Origin of the sequence: Polaribacter septentrionalilitoris (assembly GCF_009832745.1) — a bacterium.
GTDB classification, from domain to species: domain Bacteria; phylum Bacteroidota; class Bacteroidia; order Flavobacteriales; family Flavobacteriaceae; genus Polaribacter; species Polaribacter septentrionalilitoris.
Window position 1 is genome coordinate 1 of record NZ_VRMJ01000049.1, and the last position, 24,342, is coordinate 24,342.

At 31.8% G+C, this 24,342-nt stretch carries 17 protein-coding genes; 9 read left to right on the top strand and 8 right to left on the bottom strand.

All coding sequences use genetic code 11. The annotated features are described in order from the left end of the window. Window positions 1–327 precede the first annotated feature (327 nt). From FP421_RS14895 to purL, 4 genes are all read left to right on the top strand, one after another. Window positions 328–1,539, top strand: a complete 1,212-nt coding sequence (locus FP421_RS14895) for an RsmB/NOP family class I SAM-dependent RNA methyltransferase (RefSeq protein WP_159951994.1) — start codon at window positions 328–330, stop codon at window positions 1,537–1,539. Window positions 1,540–1,612: 73 nt separating this feature from the next. Further along, complete coding sequence (locus FP421_RS14900; protein ID WP_159951996.1) at window positions 1,613–3,757, top strand: endonuclease; 2,145 nt, start codon at window positions 1,613–1,615, stop codon at window positions 3,755–3,757. Then, the gene (locus tag FP421_RS14905) at window positions 3,757–4,806 is read left to right on the top strand and encodes an endonuclease (protein WP_159951998.1); all 1,050 of its coding nucleotides are present in this window, start codon (window positions 3,757–3,759) and stop codon (window positions 4,804–4,806) included. Before FP421_RS14900 ends, FP421_RS14905 begins: the two co-directional genes overlap by 1 nt. 112 nt (window positions 4,807–4,918) lie before the next feature. Beyond that, entirely contained in the window at window positions 4,919–8,608 is a 3,690-nt protein-coding gene (gene purL / locus FP421_RS14910; RefSeq protein WP_159952000.1) for a phosphoribosylformylglycinamidine synthase, read from the top strand. An 89-nt stretch (window positions 8,609–8,697) separates the two neighbouring features. Here purL and ppdK read toward each other — a convergent pair whose 3' ends face one another. Further along, entirely contained in the window at window positions 8,698–11,427 is a 2,730-nt protein-coding gene (ppdK, locus tag FP421_RS14915; RefSeq protein WP_159952002.1) for a pyruvate, phosphate dikinase, read from the bottom strand. A 238-nt stretch (window positions 11,428–11,665) separates the two neighbouring features. Here ppdK and FP421_RS14920 point away from each other — a divergent pair, with 238 nt between their 5' ends. The 3 genes from FP421_RS14920 to FP421_RS14930 all read left to right on the top strand — a co-directional run bounded on the left by FP421_RS14920 (window position 11,666) and on the right by FP421_RS14930 (window position 15,436). Continuing rightward, on the top strand, window positions 11,666–12,451 hold the full coding sequence (locus tag FP421_RS14920) for a pentapeptide repeat-containing protein (protein WP_159952004.1): 786 nt from the start codon (window positions 11,666–11,668) through the stop codon (window positions 12,449–12,451). A gap of 384 nt (window positions 12,452–12,835) precedes the next feature. Next, complete coding sequence (locus tag FP421_RS14925; protein WP_159952006.1) at window positions 12,836–14,611, top strand: AMP-dependent synthetase/ligase; 1,776 nt, start codon at window positions 12,836–12,838, stop codon at window positions 14,609–14,611. A gap of 75 nt (window positions 14,612–14,686) precedes the next feature. Then, on the top strand, window positions 14,687–15,436 hold the full coding sequence (locus FP421_RS14930; protein WP_159952008.1) for an NYN domain-containing protein: 750 nt from the start codon (window positions 14,687–14,689) through the stop codon (window positions 15,434–15,436). A gap of 60 nt (window positions 15,437–15,496) precedes the next feature. Here the strand turns inward: FP421_RS14930 and leuB are convergent, their stop codons facing one another. The 5 genes from leuB to holA form a co-directional block, all read right to left on the bottom strand. Beyond that, on the bottom strand, window positions 15,497–16,552 hold the full coding sequence (gene leuB / locus FP421_RS14935; RefSeq protein ID WP_159952010.1) for a 3-isopropylmalate dehydrogenase: 1,056 nt from the start codon (window positions 16,550–16,552) through the stop codon (window positions 15,497–15,499). Between the two features lie 102 nt (window positions 16,553–16,654). Beyond that, window positions 16,655–18,175 (bottom strand): alpha-isopropylmalate synthase regulatory domain-containing protein, encoded by a 1,521-nt coding sequence (locus tag FP421_RS14940; protein WP_159952012.1) that lies wholly within the window; start codon window positions 18,173–18,175, stop codon window positions 16,655–16,657. A 105-nt stretch (window positions 18,176–18,280) separates the two neighbouring features. Continuing rightward, window positions 18,281–18,880, bottom strand: a complete 600-nt coding sequence (gene leuD, locus FP421_RS14945; protein WP_159952014.1) for a 3-isopropylmalate dehydratase small subunit — start codon at window positions 18,878–18,880, stop codon at window positions 18,281–18,283. Window positions 18,881–18,977: 97 nt separating this feature from the next. Further along, window positions 18,978–20,375, bottom strand: coding sequence for a 3-isopropylmalate dehydratase large subunit (gene leuC, locus FP421_RS14950; RefSeq protein ID WP_159952016.1), 1,398 nt, complete (start codon window positions 20,373–20,375; stop codon window positions 18,978–18,980). A 260-nt stretch (window positions 20,376–20,635) separates the two neighbouring features. Then, window positions 20,636–21,637, bottom strand: a complete 1,002-nt coding sequence (gene holA / locus FP421_RS14955) for a DNA polymerase III subunit delta (RefSeq protein WP_159952018.1) — start codon at window positions 21,635–21,637, stop codon at window positions 20,636–20,638. A gap of 17 nt (window positions 21,638–21,654) precedes the next feature. Between holA and FP421_RS14960 the strand changes: the two genes are divergently transcribed. Next, window positions 21,655–22,107, top strand: a complete 453-nt coding sequence (locus FP421_RS14960) for a type I restriction enzyme HsdR N-terminal domain-containing protein (RefSeq protein ID WP_159952020.1) — start codon at window positions 21,655–21,657, stop codon at window positions 22,105–22,107. A 91-nt stretch (window positions 22,108–22,198) separates the two neighbouring features. Then, on the top strand, window positions 22,199–23,197 hold the full coding sequence (locus FP421_RS14965) for a glycosyltransferase family 2 protein (protein WP_159952021.1): 999 nt from the start codon (window positions 22,199–22,201) through the stop codon (window positions 23,195–23,197). Here the strand turns inward: FP421_RS14965 and FP421_RS14970 are convergent, their stop codons facing one another. Together FP421_RS14970 and FP421_RS14975 are read right to left on the bottom strand one after the other, a co-directional pair. After that, entirely contained in the window at window positions 23,198–23,650 is a 453-nt protein-coding gene (locus tag FP421_RS14970) for an SRPBCC family protein (RefSeq protein WP_317163342.1), read from the bottom strand. A gap of 26 nt (window positions 23,651–23,676) precedes the next feature. Further along, window positions 23,677–24,297 carry an L-threonylcarbamoyladenylate synthase gene (locus tag FP421_RS14975; RefSeq protein WP_159952023.1) on the bottom strand — a complete coding sequence of 207 codons (621 nt, stop codon included), beginning with the start codon at window positions 24,295–24,297 and terminating at the stop codon, window positions 23,677–23,679. Window positions 24,298–24,342: the final 45 nt, after the last annotated feature.

The following is a 24,342-nucleotide window of genomic DNA, read 5'->3' on the forward strand; positions in this document are numbered from 1 at the left end:
AGAACATCTTTTTACCATGAAGTACTTTGGCATAATAATCTACTTTAGTAGTTACTGATAAGTTGGATAAAAGAGCTTCTGGTATAACTCTCAATAATTGATTTACTGAAATTTTATGATCTTTAAAAACTGACATAAATAGCTGATTATCAGATAAAAAGATACGTAAATATTATCAAATAAACAAGCTAAATAGTTGATTTTTAGTTTCTTAAATAGTAATTTATTGTGTTTTATAAAACAAAAAAGTCGGAAGAAAAATCTTCCGACCATGACTAACCTAAGGGTCGCTTTTTTATTGTAAATTTGCATCCATTTCCTAAGAATATGAGACTACACAGAAACTTAACCTTTGCTGTTATAGACAGCATTAGAGATATATTTAACGAAGGTGTTTACGCAGACAAAGCTGTAGAAAAAGCACTTAAACGCGATAAACGTTGGGGAGCTAGAGATCGAAAATTTGTAGCTGAAACTATCTATGAAATTGTTCGTTGGAACAGACTCTATGCAGAAATAGCTGAAGTAAAACCGCCTTTTAAAAGAGATGATATATGGCGTATCTTTTCTGTTTGGTGTATCTTAAGAGGAATACCTTTACCAGATTGGAATCAAATTGGTGATGTACCCGTAAGAAGAATTAAAGGACGTTTTGACGAATTATCAAAAATTAGAAAATATAGAGAATCTATTCCTGATTGGATGGATGAACTTTGTGTATCTGAATTAGGTGAAACACTTTGGTCTAAAGAAATTGCTGCTCAAAACCAACAAGCAGAAGTAATTCTAAGAACAAATACATTGAATATTTCTAAAGAAATACTTCAAAAAAAATTACGTTCAGAAAATGTAATCACCAAAACAATACCTAATCACCCAGATGCTTTGGTGTTAGAAGAAAGAGCTAATGTTTTTAAAACAGAAGCATTTCATAATGGTTTTTTCGAAGTGCAAGATGCATCCTCTCAATTAGTAGCTGCGTATTTAGATGTAAAACCGGGAATGAAAGTTGTAGACACTTGTGCTGGTGCTGGTGGTAAGACTTTACACTTAGCCTCTTTAATGGAAAACAAAGGGCAAATCATTGCCATGGACATCTACGAGAGTAAATTAAAAAAGTTAAAAATTAGAGCTCGAAGAAACAAAGCTCATAACATAGATTTAAGAGTTATTGACTCTACAAAACCTATCAAAAAATTATACGGTAAAGCAGACAGAGTATTAATTGACGCGCCTTGTTCTGGATTGGGAGTAATTAGAAGAAACCCAGATTCTAAATGGAAATTGCAACCTGAATTTATAGAAAACATCAAAAAAGTACAACAAGAAGTTTTACTAAGTTATTCTAAAATGGTAAAACCTGGTGGTAAGTTGGTATATGCAACTTGTTCAATTCTTCCCTCAGAAAATCAACAACAAGTTGATAAATTCTTAACATCTGATGCAGGAAAAGAATTTACCTTTGTAAAAGATAAAAAAATATTCGCCCATATTTCTGGTTACGATGGGTTTTATATGGCTTTATTAGAAAGAAAATAAACCTTACCATTAATTGCTGGGTATTGGTTTTTAATTGCTGAAAAAGAAATCATTTTTTAATTTAATGTTTATTATGATAAAAAAAACAGCTCTTTTTCTAATAGTTCTTTTTGTTTCTTATAATCTCTTATCTCAAGAGAGTTATTATAACGATGTTAACCTCAACCTAACAGGAATTACTCTAAAAGAGGAATTAGCAACAAAAATTATAAACACCCACACCCGTTTTTTATTTTATGACCAAATTTGGAGTGCTTCTAAAGTTACTGATGTAAACCAAGAAGATACCAGCCAAGTAGTATTAATTTATGGTTGGGAAAATGGTTCAGATACTGATATAACCAACAACAGAACTCGAGGTATAGATAATAATGGTGGTAGTGTTGGTCAATGGAACAGAGAGCACGTATTTTCTAGGTCTTTAGGAACTCCTAACTTAGGTGAATCTGGTCCTGGTTCTGATGCGCATCACTTAAGACCTTCAGATGTTCAGCGTAATTCATCTAGAGGTAACAAAAAATTTGCAATTGGTTCTGGAGCAAACTCTGGAGCTTCAAACGGTGGGTGGTATCCTGGTGATGAATGGAAAGGTGATGTTGCTAGAATGATGATGTATTTGTATCTTAGATATGGTAATAGATGCTTACCAACAAACGTTGGTATTGGCAACTCCTCTGCTACCCCTGATGATATGATCGATTTATTTTTACAATGGAATGCTGAAGACCCTGTTTCTAATTTTGAAAAACAAAGAAATACCTATCATGAAAATACTTTAAATCCATATGCTCAAGGAAATAGAAATCCGTTTATTGACAATCCAAGATTAGCCACAAGAATTTGGGGAGGACCAGAAGCTGAAGATAGCTGGGGAATTTATAGTAATAACGATACAGAGTCTCCAAGTATTCCAACAAATTTATCTACAGCAAATATCACTACTTTTTCTGTAGATTTATCTTGGACTGCTGCTACAGACAATGTTGCTGTAACTAGTTATGATGTTTTTGTAGAAGGAAACTTAAAAACAAATACATCTAATACATCAGTAACAATATCGGGTTTAAATTCAAACACAGCTTATGCTTTAACGGTTATAGCTAAAGATTTAGCCAATAATAAGTCTAATGAAAGCTCTCCTGTAAATGTAACAACACTGCAAGACACAAAGGCTCCAAGTACCCCTACAAACATAACAGTGAGTAATGAAACAGGTACTTCTTTTATTGTAAGTTGGTCTGAAGCTATAGATAATACTGGAGTTACAGCATATGATATTTATATAGACAATACTTTTTATGTCTCTACAAATCAAATAAATTACACAGTTACTGACTTAAACATCTCTACAACATATAGCATTCAAATCTTAGCTAAAGATGCAGCAGGTAATAGTTCTCCCCTATCAACTGCCATAAATGCAACAACAACAGATGGTTCTACAACAACTGCAAACGAGTTGTTTTTCTCTGAATATGTAGAAGGTTCAAGTAACAACAAAGCCTTAGAAATTGTCAATTTAACGTCTAATGATATCGATTTAAGTTCATATAGCATAAAAAGACAATCTAATGGAGGTGTTAATGGAAATGATTGGGAAGAAACAGTTGTACTAACTTTAACTGGTTATACTATAAAATCGAATACTACTTTTGTAATTGTTAATGGAAGTGCTGATGAACAGTTACTGGCAAAAGCAGACCATATTCAACCCAATGCTAGCGAAACCAATTGGGGAGCTCCTATAAGCTTTAATGGTAATGATCCTGTTGGGTTATTTAAAAACAATATTTTAATTGATGTTATTGGGACCTACAATGGAGGTTCATCTAACTTTGCCAAAAACAAAACTTTACGCAGAAAGAGTGATGTTTCGCAGGCAAATACTAATTTTGACCTTAATAATGAGTGGGATGTTTTTCCTGAAGATACTTTTGATGATATGGGTAACCATAGTGCAATTACACTTTCATCAGATAGTTTTTCATCAAATAACCTTCAATTTTTTCCAAATCCTGTAGATGATGTGTTAAGAATTCGAAATTCTTCTAATAAATCAATATCTAATTTTAAAATCATAGATTTCTTAGGAAAAGAAGTGTTCTATCAAAAGAATTCATCAGAAGAAATTAACATTCAAAAACTATCAAAAGGAATATATCTTCTTAAATTTGAAGTTGATAATAAAACATACTCAACAAAATTTATCAAAAAATAATGAACAAATTTTTACTCTCACTTTTTTTACTAATATCTGTTGCTTTTTACAGTCAGCAAAACTATTACAATGGAATTGATTTTTCGAAAAACGGTATTGCACTAAAAAACGATTTAGCAACAAGAATCATCAATACTCATACTAATTTTTTATCCTATACTCCTGGAGTTTGGGAAGCTTGTAAAAATACAGATGTAAATCCTGCAAATGCATCGCAAGTAATTTTAATTTATGGGTATAGTACTTCAGGAACTACAGGAAGAACAAGAGGAATAAATGATAATGGTGGAAATTCTGGAGATTGGAATAGAGAGCACACCTACCCAAGATCTTTAGGAAATCCAAACTTAGGTTCATCTGGTGCAGGTGCTGATGCACATCATTTAAGACCTTCTGATGTAAAATATAATAGCGAAAGGGGTAATAAAAGATTTGCAGATGGTTCCGGAAATTCTGGTGATGTTTCTGGAGGCTGGTATCCTGGTGATGAATGGAAAGGTGATGTTGCAAGAATGATGATGTACATGTATTTACGATACGGAAATCAATGTTTACCTTCTGTAGTTGGTGTTGGTAGTAATGCATCTACACCTGATGATATGATTGATTTATTTTTAAAATGGAATGCAGAAGATCCTGTTTCTACTTTAGAAGATAATAGAAATACTTACCATGAAAACAAGAATAATAGGTATGCACAAGGTAATAGAAACCCCTTTATAGACAATCCTTTTTTAGCTACAAAAATTTGGGGAAACCCACCTTCTGGTATCAATCAACCTGCAGATAGGTGGGGAACTTTAAGTAATCCTAAAAATGGTATTTCTACATTAAAAGTTTATCCAAACCCTGTAAAAGGAGACACCTTGTTTTTTAATAAAACTAATTCTTTTTCAGTTGAAATCTTTACGGTAATTGGAAAAAGAGTACTTTCTAAAAAAATAAACAACAACAATAAAGTTGATATTTCTACTTTAAAAAATGGCATTTATATTCTTAAAGTATTTAAGAATAATGCATCATTTATTCAAAAGATTTTAGTTGAATAATTTATTTTATTTGTTTAAAATGATTGAATAATTTCAATAAGATAAATTCCTACAATTCGGACAAAAAAAAGTAAATTTGCATTTTTACAACAATTTGCAAACACAACTTATAATGATTCATTTCTTTGGAAACAAAAACAGCAAAGTATTTGCGGTTCAAACAACAAAAGAATTATCTACAGAAACTATTTCTAAATTAACTTGGTTATTTGGGAACCAACCTAAAATAAATGCGGCGTCTTTAGACGCTTTTTTTATTGGTCCAAGAGCAGCAATGATTACTCCTTGGAGTACCAATGCAGTAGAAATCACCCAAAATATGGGAATTTCTGACATCATTAGAATTGAAGAATTTACGAATTGTTCAGAAGATTTTTCTGATTTCGACCCAATGATTTCTGAAAAATTCAACGGTCTACACCAAGACACTTTTACAATTAACATTCAACCAGAACCTATTTTAGAGATTGATGATATTGCTGCTTATAATGCACAAGAAGGATTGTCTTTGAGTGATGAAGAAGTAACTTATCTAGAAAATGTAGCAAAAAAAATAGGGAGAAAATTAACAGATTCTGAAGTTTTCGGGTTTAGTCAAGTAAACTCAGAACACTGTCGTCATAAAATATTTAACGGTACTTTTATTATTGATGGTGAAGAAATGCCAACTTCATTATTTAAGTTAATTAAAAAAACATCGAAACAACATCCTAATGATATTGTTTCTGCATATAAAGACAATGTTGCGTTTATTAAAGGTCCAAAAGTGGAGCAATTTGCTCCTAAAACTGCTGATAAACCCGACTTTTATCAAACTCAAGATTTTGACTCTGTGATTTCTCTAAAAGCAGAAACTCATAATTTTCCAACAACTGTAGAGCCTTTTAACGGTGCTGCAACTGGTTCTGGAGGAGAAATTAGAGATCGTTTGGCTGGTGGAAAAGGTTCTTTGCCTTTGGCAGGAACTGCGGTTTACATGACTTCATATTCTCGTTTGGAAGAAAACCGTCCTTGGGAACAAAAGTTTGAAGCTAGAAAATGGTTATATCAAACTCCTATGGATATTTTAATCAAAGCATCTAATGGAGCTTCAGATTTTGGAAATAAATTTGGGCAACCATTAATTGTGGGTTCTGTATTGACTTTTGAGCACGAAGAAAATGCAGCTTCAAGTGATGCTAACCCAAGAAAACTAGGCTTTGACAAAGTAATTATGCAAGCGGGTGGAATTGGCTATGGGAAAGCAGAACAAGCATTAAAAGACACACCAAAAGAAGGCGATAAAATTGTAATTCTTGGTGGTGAAAACTATAGAATTGGTATGGGTGGTGCTGCTGTTTCTTCTGCAGATACAGGAGAATTTGCTTCTGGAATTGAATTAAACGCAGTACAACGTTCAAACCCTGAAATGCAAAAACGTGCTGCAAACGCAGTTCGTGGAATGGTAGAAAGTGATGAGAATTTCATTGTTTCTATTCACGATCATGGTGCAGGTGGGCATTTAAATTGTTTATCAGAATTGGTAGAAGATACTGGTGGTAAAATCAATTTAGATAAATTGCCAGTAGGAGATCCTACACTATCATCAAAAGAAATCATTGGTAACGAATCTCAAGAAAGAATGGGATTGGTTATTGCTGAAAAACATACAGAAACCTTACAAAAAATTGCAGAACGTGAGCGTTCTCCAATGTATACTGTTGGTGATGTTACTGGTGATGACAGGTTTACATTTGAGTCGAAAACTAATGGTGCTAAACCAATGGATTTGGCTATGGAAGACATGTTTGGTTCGTCTCCTAAAACCTTTATGACAGACAAAACAGTTGAAAGAAATTATAAAAATCCACGATACAAAACAAAGAATTTACAGATTTACTTAGAGCAAGTTTTACAACTTGAAGCAGTAGCTTGTAAAGATTGGTTAACTAATAAAGTAGATAGATGTGTTGGTGGTAAAGTTGCCAAACAACAATGTGTGGGACCTTTACAAATACCATTAAATAATGTTGGTGTAATGGCTCTAGATTACAAAGGAAAAGAAGGAATTGCTACTTCAATTGGGCACTCTCCTATTTCTGGGTTAATTTACCCAGAAGCTGGAAGTAGAAATTCTATTACAGAAGCTTTAACTAATATTATTTGGGCGCCATTAAAAGATAATTTAGCTTCAATTTCATTATCTGCAAATTGGATGTGGCCTTGTAAAAATGAAGGTGAAGATGCAAGATTGTATAAAGCTGTAAAAGCGATTTCAGAATTTTCTATAGATTTAGGCATCAATGTACCAACTGGAAAAGATTCGCTTTCTATGAAGCAAAAATATCCTGATGGAGATGTGATTTCTCCTGGAACAGTAATTATTTCTGCTGCAGGAAATTGTAATAATATTACCAAAGTTGTAGAACCTGTTTTACAAGTTAATGGTGATAATATTTACTACATCAACATCTCTCAAGATGATTTTAAATTAGGAGGAAGTTCTTTCAACCAAGTGTTAAATACTATTGGTAATGAAGCTCCAGATGTAAAAAATGCATCTTATGTAAAAACAGTGTTTAACACCATTCAAGAATTAATAAAGAGCGATAAAATTACTGCTGGACATGATGTGGCTTCAGGTGGATTGATTACTACTTTACTAGAAATGTGTTTTGCTGATGTGAATCTTGGAGCAGATTTTAATCTATCTTCTTTACATGAAGAAGATTCAATTAAAGTTTTATTTGCAGAAAATTCTGGAATTGTTTTTCAAGCAAATGCTGAAGTAGAAACAACTTTATCAGAAAATGGAATTGAATTTTTCAATATTGGTACTGCCAATTCTTCAGGTATAGTAAACATCAAAAATAATGAAGATGATTTCTCTTTTGAGATTTCTGAACTAAGAGATGTCTGGTACAAAACATCGTATTTATTAGATCAAAAACAAACCGCTAATAATTTAGCAAAAGATAGATTTGATAATTATAAAAATCAACCTTTACAATATACTTTTCCTCAGAATTTTACAGGCAAATTTCCTGTCATTTCGAGCGGAGTCGAGAAATCACGCCCAAAAGCAGCAATTATTCGCGAAAAAGGTTCTAATTCAGAACGTGAAATGGCAAATGCCATGTATTTAGCAGGTTTTGATGTAAAAGATGTACACATGACCGATTTAATTTCTGGTCGTGAAAATTTAGAAGACATCCAATTTATTGGTGCTGTTGGTGGTTTTTCAAATTCTGATGTTTTAGGCTCCGCAAAAGGTTGGGCAGGAGCATTTTTATACAATGAAAAAGCAAATAAAGCCTTGAAAAATTTCTTTGATAGAGAAGATACTTTATCAGTAGGAATTTGTAATGGATGTCAGTTATTTATGGAATTAGAACTCATCAATCCAGAACATACTGTTCATGGTAAAATGCATCATAATGATTCTCAAAAGCACGAAAGTTCGTTTACTTCTGTAAAAGTTCAAGAAAACAATTCTGTGATGTTATCAACTTTAGCAGGAACAGAGTTAGGGGTATGGATTTCTCACGGAGAAGGAAAGTTCAATTTACCAGAAGCTGAAGAAAACTACAATATTGTAGCTAAATATGGTTATGAAGGTTATCCTAATAATCCTAATGGTTCAGATTTTAACACGGCAATGTTGTCAGACAAAACTGGTCGTCATTTAGTTACTATGCCACACATAGAACGTTCAATTTTTCAATGGAACTGGGCCAATTATCCAAAAGGTAGAAAAGATGAAGTTTCTCCTTGGTTAGAAGCTTTTGTAAATGCTAAAAATTGGATAATCAATAATAATTAAGCATTTATATAGTTTTATTTAAATTAAAAAAACAAAACCCAGAGGCAAATTACCTCTGGGTTTTTCAATCAATAAATTATGGAAACGAACTATTTAATTGATTTAATTGTAGCTTGTGCAGAAACTAATCTCGCAATTGGTACTCTATATGGAGAGCAGCTAACATAATTCATTCCTGTTTTATAACAGAATTCAACAGAACTTGGTTCTCCTCCGTGTTCACCACAAATACCAACCTTTAAATTTGGCTTTGTAATTCTACCTCTATCTGCACCCATTTTTACTAGCTGACCAACTCCTTCTTGATCTAGCACTTCAAAAGGATCATTTTTAAGAATTCCTTTTTGGATATAAATTGGCAAGAATTTACCAGCATCATCACGTGAATAGCCAAAGGTCATTTGTGTTAAATCATTGGTACCAAAGGAGAAGAAATCAGCTCTTTCAGCTATTTTATCTGCTAATAATGCTGCTCTTGGAACTTCTATCATAGTTCCAACTAAATATTTAACCTTATCATTTCTTTCTTTAAAAATTGCATTAGCTGTAGTTCTTATAATTTGTTCTTGCGCTTCAAACTCTTTAACAGTTCCTACTAAAGGTATCATAATTTCTGGGATACAGGTAATTCCTCTTTCTTTTAAATTTAATGCAGCTTCTATAATTGCTCTTGATTGCATTTCTGTAATTTCAGGATATGTATTTCCTAATCTGCATCCTCTATGACCCAACATTGGATTAAATTCTTCTAACTCAGCTACTTTATTTTTAATTGCTTGTAAGGAAATATGCATTTCTTCTGCTAAGTCTTTTTGTGTTGCCAATTGATGAGGAACAAATTCATGTAATGGTGGATCTAACAAACGAATAGTTACTGGTAAACCTTCCATAACTTCAAAGATACCTTCGAAATCATTACGCTGCATTGGTAACAAATCCTCTAATGCTTGTTTTCTACCTTTTACAGTATTTGCTAAAATCATTTCTCGCATTGCTTTGATTCTATCAATATCAAAAAACATATGTTCTGTTCTTGTTAAACCAATTCCTTGTGCCCCAAAAGTACGTGCAATTTTTGCATCTTTTGGACTATCTGCATTGGTTCTTACTTTCATTACAGCATATTTATTAGAAAGTTCCATTAACTCAGCAAATTCGCCACTTAATTCAGGCTCCATGGTTGCCACTTTTCCTTCAATAATATTACCTGTAGAACCATTTAAAGAAATCCAATCTCCATCATGATATTCATGACCATCTACAGTTAAGGTTCTGGTTTTGTAATTAATTTTTAAAGCACCAGCTCCAGAAATACAACATTTCCCCATACCTCGTGCTACAACTGCTGCATGAGAAGTCATACCTCCTCTTGCCGTTAATATACCTTTGGCAATATTCATTCCTTCTAAATCTTCTGGTGAGGTTTCTATTCTTACTAAAATACTATTTTTGTATTTAGCTGCTTCATCAGCAAAAAAGACAATTTTACCAGTTGCGGCTCCTGGTGATGCAGGTAAACCCTGAGCAATTATATTGGCTCTTTTTAAGGCTTTAGCATCGAATATTGGATGCAATAATTCATCCAATTTATTGGGTTCTACCATAAGTAACGCTTCTTTTTCATCAATCATTCCCTCTTTTAACAAGTCCATTGCAATTTTAACCATTGCTGCACCTGTTCTCTTTCCGTTTCTAGTTTGTAAAATCCAAAGTTTACCATTTTGCATGGTAAACTCCATATCTTGCATGTCTCTATAATGTTTTTCTAAAATATCTTGATATGAGTTTAATTCATTAAAAATTGATGGCATCAATTCTTCTAAAGAAGGATACTGCTCAATTCTATCCTTTTCCTCAACTTTTGCCAATTCTGCCCAACGTTGGGAGCCTAATTTTGTGATTTGTTGCGGAGTTCTAACACCAGCAACAACGTCCTCACCCTGAGCATTTATTAAATACTCTCCATTAAAAACATTTTCTCCTGTACCTGCATCACGAGTAAAACAAACTCCAGTTCCAGAATTTTCTCCCATATTTCCATATACCATTGCTTGTACATTTACAGCAGTTCCCCATTCTGCAGGATAACCGTTCATAGTTCTGTAATAAACTGCTCTATCTCCATTCCAACTATTAAACACAGCAATGACTGCACCCCAAAGTTGATCCCAAGGGTTTGTTGGAAAATCTTTACCTGTTCTTTTTTTAACAGCAGCTTTAAAATCAAAAACTAAATCTTTTAGATCTTGTATGGTAAACTCTGTATCTAGGTGAATTCCTCTTTTATCTTTAAGATTTTCCATAATTTCTTCAAAAGGATCTATATCTTCTTTTGAAGCTGGTTTCATCCCTAAGACAACACCTCCATACATTTGTATAAAACGACGATAAGAATCCCAAGCAAACTGGTCGTTGTTGGTTTTTTTAGCTAAGCCTAAAACCACCTCATCATTCATACCTAAATTTAAAACAGTATCCATCATACCTGGCATGGAAACTCTAGCTCCAGAACGTACAGAAACTAACAAAGGGTTTTCTTTGTCTCCAAATTTAGATCCCATTAAATTTTCAATATTTTCTATAGCGCCTTCAACTTCTCTTTTTATTAAGTTTACAACAGCATCTTTACCTAATAAATTATATTCTGCACAAACTTCTGTGGTAATTGTAAATCCTGGAGGGACAGGAATGCCAATAGCACTCATTTCTGCTAAATTTGCTCCTTTACCTCCTAATAAGTTTTTCATGTTACTGTTACCATCTGCCTCTTTATCCCCAAATTTATATACACGGGGTTTTACTTCTTGTAATACTTCCATAATAATTTTGATTTATAATTCTTAACTTAGTGATGAACGTGATTAAATTTAGATTATCTTTAGTTAATTAAAGATGATAAAAGTCATATTGTTAGTATTTTACATAAAAAATAATATTTTTATAACTGCAAAAACTTTGATTGAAGAGCATAATAAATATTTACATATAACTTTTAGAAGTGTCACAATTTAAAAGTTGATGAGTCATTAACATGTAAACGAATTAAAACTTTAAAAAATGAAAAATAAAATTACATTACTAACATGCTGCTTAATTTTAGTTTCAACAATTGCTTTTACTCAAAAAACTGTTGAAGCTTCAAATATTATGAAAGATATCAAAGCCGGTAAATCTATTTCTATAAAAAATGCAACGATTTCTGGTATTTTAGACTTCACTTATATGGATGAAGCAATGGAGAAATTACCCAAACGAAAAAAGAACAGCTGGTGGAATGGAAATAGCGACAATACCGTTAAAAAGTTAATTGATGTCAAAATCTCATTTACCAATTGTGTATTTAGAAATGATGTTTTAGCCTATATTCCAGATGAAGATTCTGGCTACACTTTTATTGCTAACTTTGAAGATATTGCCATTTTTAAAGACTGTAAGTTTGAAAGAAAAGCAATGTTTAAATATTCTCGTTTTGAGAGAGATTCTGATTTTTCAGGAAGTTCTTTTGATGAAGATAGCACCTTTAAATACGCAAAATTTGATCGAGATATTAGTTTTTCCAACACAACTTTTGATGAAGTTGCTACTTTTAAGTATGCCAAATTTAGAAAAAACGTAAGTTTTTCTAATGCTGTTTTTAAAGATTCCGCTACTTTTAAATATACGCAATTCAATGATGGTGTATCTTTTAAAAACACCAATTTTGAAGAAGATTTAAACATAAAGTATATGAAAGTTTCAGGAGATTTTAATATCTCTAACATGAAAGTTGCTTATGACATAGACTCTAAGTATACAAAAATTAATGGAAGAAGCTTCAGTAAATATTTATTAGAGAAAAAATAGGTATAAATACCTATTTTTTTTTTTGCTAAATCTTATAACTTGCACCACTAATGGAATTGGTTAGATTAGGGGCTAATCAAATACAGATTGGGCTAATTTCTTTTTAAGAAGTTAGCCTTTTTTTTGGTTTTTAATTTTTAGTACACCTAAAGTTAATAGTTTCAGACAAGTTGTTATTAGAGCATATAAAGTGAACTAAAACAATAAACAACTTACTCATACTATAAAAGTGTACAAGAAAAATCATTTATATTTTATCAAAAAATTTATTAAAAAACTTAAAATACATTATAAATTTTATATAATTCTCAATAAGAAAGTCTTATAATATGCATTTGTTAAATCAAGGGAAATTAACTATTTTGCCCTTCTAAATAAAGATTTATGGCAGTAGAGGTTACTAGATTATTTGATTTTCCTTATTATCAGTTTGAAAAATACAATTTAAAAAATGCATTTACTTCAAAAACTTCTGGTAAATGGGAGTCTATTTCAACACAAGATTATATAGATCAAGCCAATCAAATTAGTCGTGGATTGATTGCGTTAGGGGTAAAACCAAATGATAAAATTGCAGTAATTTCATCAACCAACAGAACAGAATGGAATATTTGTGATATTGGAGTTCTGCAAACTGGTGCTCAAAATGTACCGATTTATCCAACAATTTCTAAAGAAGATTATGAATATGTATTAAATCATTCAGAATCTATTTATTGCTTTGTTTCTGATAATGAAGTTTTAAAAAAAATTAATAAAATAAAAAAGAAAACAAAACTAAAAGAGGTATTTACTTTTGATGATATAAAAGGTGAGAAAAGTTGGAAAGAGGTTTTAGAATTAGGAAAAGATGAAAGCAGTCAAAACATTGTTGAAGATCGTAAGAATAATGTAAAAGCAGATGATTTAGCGACTTTAATTTACACGTCTGGAACTACAGGAAAACCCAAAGGAGTTATGCTTTCGCATAGAAACATAGTTACCAATGTATTGAGTTCTTTTAAGAGAGTACCTTTAGACAACGGAAATGACAAAGGGTTAAGTTTTTTACCTGTTTGTCATATTTTTGAACGTATGATATTATACCTATATCAATATTGTGGTGTAGCTATTTATTTTGCAGAGTCTATAGAGAAGCTCTCTGAAAATGCTCAAGAAATAAAACCACATGTAATGACAGCTGTTCCTAGATTGTATGAAAAAATCTATGATAAAATCATTTTAAAAGGAGAAGCCTTAACTGGTATAAAAAAAGGATTGTTCTTTTGGGCTGTTAACCTAGGGTTACAATACAAGCCTAATGGTGCAAATGGTTGGTGGTATGAGAAAAAGTTAGGTATTGCAAAAAAACTCATTTTTTCTAAATGGCAAGCTGCGTTAGGTGGTGAATTAAAATTAATGGTTTCTGGAAGCGCTGCTTTACAACAACGATTAACTAAAGTATTTACTGCTGCTGGCATGCCAATTATGGAGGGTTATGGTTTAACAGAAACCTCTCCTGTAGTTTCTGTAAACGACCAAAGAAATAAAGGTTTTAAAGTGGGGACTGTTGGTAAAGTTATTGATGGTGTTGAAGTTAAAATTGCAGAAAATGGCGAGATATTGGTTAAAGGACCAAATGTAATGCAAGGATATTACAAAGACGAAGAAAGAACCAATAACGTTATTAAAAATGGATATTTCCATACTGGAGATAAAGGGCAAATTGATGAAGATGGTTTCTTAAAAATTACAGGAAGAACCAAAGAAATGTTTAAAACATCTGGAGGTAAATATGTAGTTCCTCCGTTGTTAGAAGGAGAGCTAAAACAATCTTTATTTATAGAACAAGCAATGGTTGTTGGTGAAGGAGAAAAAATGCCTGCAGCAATTCTTCAACCCAACTTTGAATTTATAAAAGATTGGATCAAACATAAAGGATTAGATATTGGTGATTCTAATCAAGAAATTGCAACTTCAGAAAGGGTAATCAAAAGAATTCAAAAAGAAGTAAATAAATGTAATAAAAACTTTGGCAAATGGGAACAAATCAAACGTTTTGAATTAACACCAAATGTATGGTCTATAGATGATGGACATTTAACACCTACCATGAAAATGAAACGTGCTGTAATTAAAGGAATTTATCAAGATTTGTATGATAAAATTTACAAAGTGTAAAAATTAACACAAACCTCTCAAATTTGAGAGGTTTTTTTATGTGGAAAGTAATAACTTCGTCAGAAATTTAATAAAATGGAAAGTAAATTTAATATTGCAGTATTGATAGATGGAGATAATGCGCAACCTAAATTAATAAAAGAAATTCTTGAAGAAGTCTCTAAATATGGGAAAGCAACAATTAGAAGAATTTATGGAGATTGGACCTCACAACAGATGAATGGATGGAAAACAATTATGAATCAACACTCTATAAGTCCTATCCAAAAATTTTCATATACAACAGGAAAAAACTCCACAGATGGCTCACTGATTATTGATGCTATGGATATTTTGCATGGTAAGAACATAGAAGGTTTTTGCATTGTCTCTAGTGATAGTGATTATACAGGTTTGGCAAAACGCATAAGAGAAGAAGGTTTGTTTGTAATGGGAATTGGTGAAAAGAAAACACCATTAGCTTTTGTAAAATCTTGTGAAATTTTCACGTTTACAGAGAACTTAAAAAGTGATACTGAAGACGAAGAGGATGAAAAGGCTGAAACAAAAAAAGCTAAACCTAAACAAAAAGAAGTTCAAGAAAAAGTATGGATATCTAAAGAAGATTGGAAAACAATTCATAAAGCTTTTGATATTTCTACCAATGATGATGATATTGCTTTTATTTCTACATTGGGATTAAACATCAGAAAAATAGACCCAAGTTTTGACCCAAGAACTTATGGTTTTAAGACCCTAACTAAACTCTTTCAAAACATTGATAAGTTTGAAGTTATTAAAAAAGATATTGGTGGTTCTAGACAACCACTTTTAAAAGTTAAATAAACATAAAAAAAGCTCTCGAAAATCGAGAGCTTTTTAAATATATATAAACTAAGCTAAAAACTAGATGTTTTCAGCTAACCAATCTCCAACTTCAGAAGTTCCGTAAGCTTTTCCTCCATCAGCTAAATCTTCTGTAACTACACCTTCAGTTAAAGCCTTATTTACAGCATCTCTAATTGCTTTCCCTTCTTCTTGTAAACCAAAGTTTTCGAACATCATTGCTGCAGATAATACAGTAGCCATAGGATTTGCAATGTTTAACCCTGTTGCTTGTGGATAAGAACCGTGAATTGGCTCAAATAAACCAATTTCTGCTCCTAAAGAAGCACTTGGCATTAAGCCCATAGAACCAGAAATTACAGATGCTTCGTCTGTTAAAATATCTCCGAATAAATTCTCTGTAATTAATACATCGTAACTATTTGGCCATTGAACCAAACGCATTGCAACAGCATCTACAAACTCATAAGAAACCTCTACCTCTGGATACTCTTTTTCCATGGCCTGCACAGTTTCTCTCCATAATCTTGAAGTTTCTAAAACATTCGCTTTGTCTACACAACATAGTTTTTTACCACGAGTCATAGCCAACTCAAAACCTTTTTTAGCCAAACGTTGTACTTCTGCTCTTGTATAAACACAATTATCAAAAGCAGTTTCTCCTTCTTCTCTTCTACCCTTTTCACCAAAGTAAATACCTCCAGTTAACTCACGTAAAAAAACCAAATCTGTACCTTCAATTCGTTCTCTTTTTAAAGGTGATTTATCTAATAATGATGGAAACGTAAACGTAGGTCTCACATTTGCAAACAAACCTAATTTTTTACGCATTTTTAACAATCCTTGTTCTGGACGAACTTTTGCAGAAGGATCATTATCAAAACGTGGATGCCCAATAGCACCAAATAAAACTGCATCAGAAGACGCACAAATTTCGTGTGTTTCATCTGGATAAGGCTCCCCAACTGCATCAATAGCAGCTGCACCTGTTAACGCTGGTTTCCAATTAATTTCGTGATTGTACTTTTTTGCAATAGCATCCGATACTTTTACTGCTTGGTCTATAACTTCTGGACCAATTCCATCTCCTGCTAATAATGCGATATTTAATTTCATTTTTGTTGTTTGTTTATAAAGTTTTAAAGATCATAAAGTTTTAAAGTTGGTAATTTTAGTTCAATTGAGAACTTTTTAACATTCAACTTTCCAACTTTTAAACTATATTATATTGAGCATTTTTTCTGTGGCTTTAATGGCAGATACTGTTTGATCTGAATCTAAACCACGTGTTATAAATTCGTGTTTTTCTTTTTTCCAAGTAATTATGGTTTCACACAACGCATCAGAATGACTTCCTGGAGGAATTCTAACTGCATAATCTACCAAATCTGGTAAATCTTTTTTGCTATGTGTTTTATACAATTTTCTAAGTGCGTTCATAAAAGCATCAAACTGTCCATCACCTTGTGCATGAGCTTCATATTGAACACCTTCTACTATTAATTTTAAAGTGGTAGAAGGTTTCATGCCTTTTGCATGACCTAGCACATAGTTTTTTACAACTACACGTTTTTCTATAGTGTCGCTATCTAAAACATCAGAAATAATGTATGGTAAATCGTCTTGAGAAACCACTTCTTTTTTATCTCCAAGTTCTATAATTCTTTGGGTAACTTTCTTTAATTCATCATCATTTAAACTGATACCTAAATCTTGTAAATTCTTTTGAATATTAGCTTTACCTGATGTTTTACCTAATGCATATTTACGTTTTCTACCAAAACGTTCTGGCATTAAATCGTTAAAATAGAGGTTCTTTTTATTATCCCCATCTGCATGAATTCCAGCAGTTTGCGTAAAAACATTTGCACCAACCACAGGTTTATTTACAGGAATCCTAAAGCCAGAAAACGTTTCTACCAACTTACTAACTTTGTTTAAAGCAGTTTCATTTACAGAAATTTCAACACCTTTTATAAAATCATTTATTACAGCTACAACACTTGCTAAAGGTGCGTTTCCTGCACGTTCTCCCATTCCATTTATAGTTAAATGTAAACCATTGATACCTGCATAAACAGCTTCCATCACATTAGCAACACCTAAATCATAATCATTATGACCATGAAAATCAAAATGTGTGTTTGGATATTTTTGTTTTACTTCTTCTATAAAAGTAAATGTTTCTTTGGGTGTTAAAACGCCTAAAGTATCTGGCAATAAAACACGTTCTATATTTTGTGTAGATAAAAAATCTAAGTACTCAAAAACGTATGCTTTAGAATTGCGCATTCCATTAGACCAATCTTCTAAATAAACATTTGTTTTAATGTTATTTTCAGCAGCTAATTCAATGGTTTGCTTAATCTCTGTAAAGTGTTGTTCTGGAGTTTTTTTAAGTTGATGTTTTAAGTGATTTAATGAACCTTTGGTTAACAAGTTTTGCACTTTTGCACCAGCCTCTAACATCCAATTGATAGATTTTCCTCCGTCAACAAAAGTTAAAACCTCAATTTTGTTTAATTGATTGTTTTCTGAAGCCCAAGAAGTAATTTTTTGAACAGCTTCTAACTCGCCTTTAGAAACCCTAGCTGATGCAATTTCTATACGATCTACAAGCAACTCTTCTAAAAGTAGTTTTGCAATGGTTAATTTTTCAGAAACTGAAAACGACACTCCTGATGTTTGCTCGCCATCACGTAGTGTCGTATCCATTATTTCTATTTTTCTTTGGGTCATTTAAATCAACTTGAAACACTTCGACAAGCTCAGTGTGACATTTTTATGCTAAATACAATTCGTATTCTGGATGTCAGTCTGAGCTTGTCGAAGACTTTTTTTTAATTAAAACGGTCTTGTTTCTGCAAAAGCAGTAATTTCTTCTTCCATGTTTTTTAAGTAATCAATATCATCAAAACCATTTAACATATTATCTTTTTTGTAAGAATTTATGTCAAAGGATTCTGTTTCTCCTGTTGCTACTAAAGTTACTTTTTGATTTGGTAAATCTACTTTAATTTCTGTTTTTGGGTCTGCCATAATTGCATCAAACAATTTATCTGCAAATGCTGTAGAAACTTGTACAGGTAAAACCCCTACATTTAAACAGTTATTTTTAAAAATATCTGCAAATGCAGATGAAATTACGCAACGTAAACCAAAATCGTACACAGACCAAGCTGCGTGTTCTCTAGAAGAACCAGAACCAAAGTTTCTACCTCCTACTAAGATTTTAGAACCTGCATAAATTTCTTTGTTTAATGGGAAATCTGCTTTTGGTGTTCCGTCTGCATTGTATCTCCAATCACGAAAAAAATTGATATCAAAATCTTTACGCTCTGTTGCTTTTAAGAAACGAGCAGGTATAATTTGATCTGTATCTACATTTTCTATTGGTAATGGATATGCTGTACTTGTTAGTACATTAAATTTATCGTAAGCCATTTTGTTTTGCTTTATGCTTTATGCTTTAAGCTTTATGCTTTAAGCAATTTTTTAATTCTTAATAAGCTATAGGCTTAAAGCCTATAGCTTATAGCTTTTATACTAATAACGTTCTTGGATCAGTTACAACTCCTTCTACTGCAGACGCTGCTGCTACTAATGGAGATGCCAATAATGTTCTAGATCCTGGTCCTTGTCTTCCTTCAAAGTTTCTGTTTGATGTTGAAACTGATAATTTTCCTGCCGGAATTTTATCATCATTCATTGCCAAACAAGCTGAACATCCTGGTTCTCTTAATACAAAACCTGCATCATCAATAATTTTATCTAATCCTTCTGCCTTAATTTGATCTACTACTTTGTGAGAACCTGGAACTAACCAAGCAGTAACATTGTCTGCTTTTTTACGTCCCTCGACAATAGAGCAAAAAGCTCTAAAATCTTCAATTCTACCATTGGTACAAGAACCTAAGAATACAAAGTCGATTTCTTTACCAATCATAGCATCACCTTCGCTAAAAGACATATAACCTAACGATTTTTTGTAAGTTTCTACTCCACCTTCTACAGCTTCAGCATTTGGAATCGATTTTGTAACTCCAATTCCCATTCCTGGATTTGTACCATAAGTAATCATTGGTTCTATATCTGCTGCATCATAATTAAATTCTACATCAAATTCAGCGTCTTTATCTGTATATAAAGTTTCCCAATAGTTCATGGCTTTATCCCAATCTGCTCCTTTTGGAGTTTGAGAACGACCTTTTAAATATTCAAACGTTTTGGCATCAGGTGCAATCATACCACCTCTTGCTCCCATTTCTATAGACAAATTACAAACTGTCATTCGTCCTTCCATAGTCATATCTTCAAAAACATCACCTGCGTATTCTACAAAATATCCAGTTGCTCCAGAGGTAGTTTGTTGCGAGATAATATATAAAGCAACATCTTTAGGAGTAACACCTACACCCAATTTACCATTTACATTAATACGCATTGATTTTGGTTTAGGTTGCATAATACATTGTGTAGACAAAACCATTTCTACCTCAGATGTACCAATACCAAAGGCAATCGCACCAAAAGCTCCATGAGTTGATGTATGTGAATCTCCACAAACAATTGTTGCTCCAGGTAATGTAATACCGTTTTCAGGTCCTACAACGTGAACGATTCCGTTGTTTTCATCACCTAAACCCCAATGCGAAATCCCATATTTAGACGCATTATTTTCTAATGCATCTAACTGGTTTGCAGATAATGGGTCTTCTACTGGTAAATGTTGATTTATGGTTGGTGTATTATGATCTGCAGTTGCGAATGTACGCTCTGGATATACTACACTATTCCCTCTACTTTCTAATCCTAAAAAAGCTACAGGACTTGTAACTTCATGGATAAAATGACGGTCTATAAAAAACACATCTGGTCCGTCTTTAACTTGACGAACAACGTGCGAATCCCATACTTTGTCAAATAATGTTTTTGCCATTTTAGTTTTTTTTTGATTTTAATTGTAATCAGCTATCAAAAGTAGTGATTAGTCTGAATTTTACAGGCTGTTGTAACGATTAACTTACTATATTCAACTGTTAAAGAATGTTTTATTTACCTATTTTACAGCAACTTAACCTGTTTAAAAATACGATGTCTATTTGTTTTGTTGAAGTTTGATTTATACTATCCAGTTTTAATCTTCACAAAAAAATAACATATGTAACAAAGAAACTTAAAGAATGATTATAAGTGATTTTAATGAAAGATTTTAAACAATAATTCTTTTAAAACATCTTTATTGGATTGATTTGCTCCTACTCCTTTACTTTTTACATCTGCATCTCTTAAAAAAGCTATATTTTGTGCTACTTTTCGCATTGGATAATTTCTTGCCGCTGAAAAATATTCATCTACAAAATAAGGGTTTACTTTTAATGATTTTGCTACAGAATTTTTAGATTTATCTTGCAAACCATGAAATAAGAGAAGTTGTGTAAAAAAACTATTTAATAAAGAGATAGTCATCACTAAAGGATTATTCTTAGGATTTTCTGCAAAATAATTGATAATTCTATTTGCTTTTGTAATGTTCTTTTCTCCTACTGCTTTACGTAACTCAAAATTGTTGTAATCTTTAGAAATACCAATATTTTCTTCAATATGATGATCATTAATAATACTTTCTTTAGGAAGAATAAGCATTAACTTATCCAATTCATTAGCTATTTTGCTTAAATCAGTTCCTAAAAACTCGACTAACATTAGTGCAGCTTTAGGCTCTATTTGATATTTTTTTCCGCTTAAAACTCTACGAATCCAATCAGCAACCTGATTTTCATATAACTTTTTACTTTCATAAAGCAACCCTGTTTTGGAAATTGCTTTATGTAGTTTTTTTCGTTTATCGAGTTTCTTATATTTATAATTGATTACCAAAACTGTAGTTGGCTGCGGATTTTCCGCATAAGAAAGCAACTTTTCAATGGTTCTGCTTAAATCTTGTGCTTCTTTAACAATTAAAACCTGCCTTTCTGCCATCATTGGATATCGTTTTGCAGCACCAACAATATCCTCAATAGCTACATCTCTTCCATACATTACCTGTTGATTAAACCCTTTTTCGGCTTCTTCTAAAACATTTTCTTCAATAAAATCAGAAATCTTATCAATATAGTAAGGCTCATCACCCATTAAAAAATAGATGGGTTTTATATTTCCTTTTTTGATATCAGAAACTATAGTTCTTATTTCGTTCATTTTCTTACTTTTGATTGATGCAAAAACTCAATCTACCAACATATCATTTCAAACTCAAAAGTAGCGAAAATAAGACGCTTATTTTTGATAAATTCAGAAAAAAATATTTGGTATTAACTCCAGAAGAATGGGTTCGTCAGCATTTTGTTCAGTTTTTAGTTGATGAAAAAAAATATCCTTCTTCACTAATTGCCATAGAAAAACAATTAACCATAAATAACAGAAAAAAAAGAACAGATATTCTTGTTTTTAATACTGATGGAAATCACGATATTATTGTAGAGTGTAAAGCTCCATCAATTAAAATTACGCAAGATACTTTCGATCAAATTGCACGATACAATTTGAAATTAAAAGCCAATTATTTAATTGTTACTAATGGTTTAGAGCACTATTATTGTAGAATGGATTTTGAAAAAGAAACCTATGTATTTTTAAAAGAAATACCAAGTTATAAGTCTTTTCGATAATATTACTTATGTTTTAAAAATTGCTCAAAGAGACAATGAAATTAAGAAAACTTTAGATATAAACTCATTTTTAAAGTGTAAATTCGCAACCTTGAAAATAGCTGTTGTTATATTAAATTGGAATGGTCAAAAATTGTTAGAACAGTTTTTACCATCTGTTGTGAATTTTAGTTCACAAGACGCTGATATTTATGTAGCCGATAATGCATCAACAGACTCTTCAATTCAATACCTAAAAGAGTGCTTCCCGTCTGTAAAAATTATAGAAAACACTATAAATGGAGGTTATGCAAAAGGGTACAACGATGCTTTGCAAACCATTGATGCTGATATTTATTGTTTACTAAATTCTGATGTTGAAGTTACAGAAAACTGGCTTATTCCTGTTATTGATGTATTTAAAAAGGAGAAAACTACAGCCATTGTTCAGCCTAAACTGTTAGATTATAAAGACAAGAAAAAATTTGAATATGCTGGTGCTGGTGGTGGTTTTGTAGATTTATATGGTTATCCTTATTGCAGAGGACGTGTTTTTAACAACTTAGAAAGAGATAATAATCAATTTAATGATACTATTTCTATTTTTTGGGCTTCAGGCGCTTGTTTGTTCATTCGTTCTGAAGTGTATCATAAAATTGGTGGTTTAGATGAAGATTATTTTGCGCATCAAGAAGAGATAGATTTATGCTGGAGAACCCATAACATTGGTTATCAAACAAAATATGTTGGTAAATCTGTTGTATATCATGTTGGTGGTGCAACTTTACAAGAAACAAACCCGCATAAAACGTATTTAAATTTTAGGAATAGTTTACTAAATGTTGTGAAAAATGTACCCAAAAAATGGTTCTTATTTGTCATATTCTCAAGGTTACTTTTAGACGGAATTGCAGGTCTTAAATTTATTTTAGAACTAAGACCTGTGCATACTTTAGCGATATTGAAAGCACACATAAGTTTCTATAAAAACTTTTTTAAATTCTTAAAAAAGCGTAGAAAGTTACCTAAAAACGAAAATTACAATTTGCATACAAGTATTGTTTGGCAATATTTTGTATTAGGAAGAAAAAAGTTTGAAGAATTGAAATAGTTATTTTTTTAAAACCTCTTTCCATTTATCAGATTCTGCATATTCTTTAATTACCTTATTTCTTTCAATTAGAAAATTGGTCATATATTTTTTGAGGAATAAAAAATCTGCAAATTTCCCTAAAAATCCAAATGGAGATTGATATACAAAAATATCTTTAACAATTACATCTTCTCCTTTTACAGTTAGGTAATGTTCGTGCCTAAAACTTTTAAAAGCACCTTTCTGCATTTCATCAACAAAAAAAGTTGGATAATTATAACCTGTTACTTTGGAAGTAAGTTTTTGAGTAACTCCTAAATGTTTAGCTCTCCAAGTTACAGTTTCTCCTAAAGATATTAACCCTGAAGTTTTACCTGCAATAGCTTGTTCTTTAGAGCTTTTAGTTGAGATTTTATGCAAATCTATATTCCTAATGAGGTTAAAGACTATCTCAATTTTACTTGATTTCACAACAGTTATAAGCTCAATTCTTGGCATTATAGAATATCTAAATCTCCTTTTCCTTCTCTTATCACTTCTGGATAATCATCTGTTAAATCTATGATTGTAGAGCCAATATTGTCTCCATAACCTCCATCAATTACCACATCAACAAGATTTCCCCATTTTTCGAAAATTAATTCAGGATCTGTAGTATATTCTAAGATTTCATCATCATCTCTAATGGAAGTAGAAACAATAGGATTTCCTAAATTCTCAACTAAAGTTGTAATGATGTTATTATCTGGAATACGAATTCCGACTGTTTTTTTCTTCTTAAAAACTTTAGGTAGGTTATTACTTCCTGGTAAAATAAATGTATAAGGCCCAGGAAGAGCTCTTTTTAGAATTTTAAAAGTAGCAGAATCTATTTGCTTGACATAGTCTGATAAGTGACTTAAATTATCACAAATAAAAGAGAATTTAGCCTTCTCTATCTTGACACCTTTTATTAAAGCAATTCTTTCTAATGCTTTATTATGAGTGATATCGCAACCTAACCCATACACTGTGTCTGTAGGGTAAATAACCAAACCACCTCTTTTTAAAACCTGAACAACTTTATCTATTGCTTTTTGGTTTGGGTTCTCATTATATAGTTTAATGAATTCTGCCATAATATAAATATACAAAAACCCAACCTAATATACATTAAGCTGAGT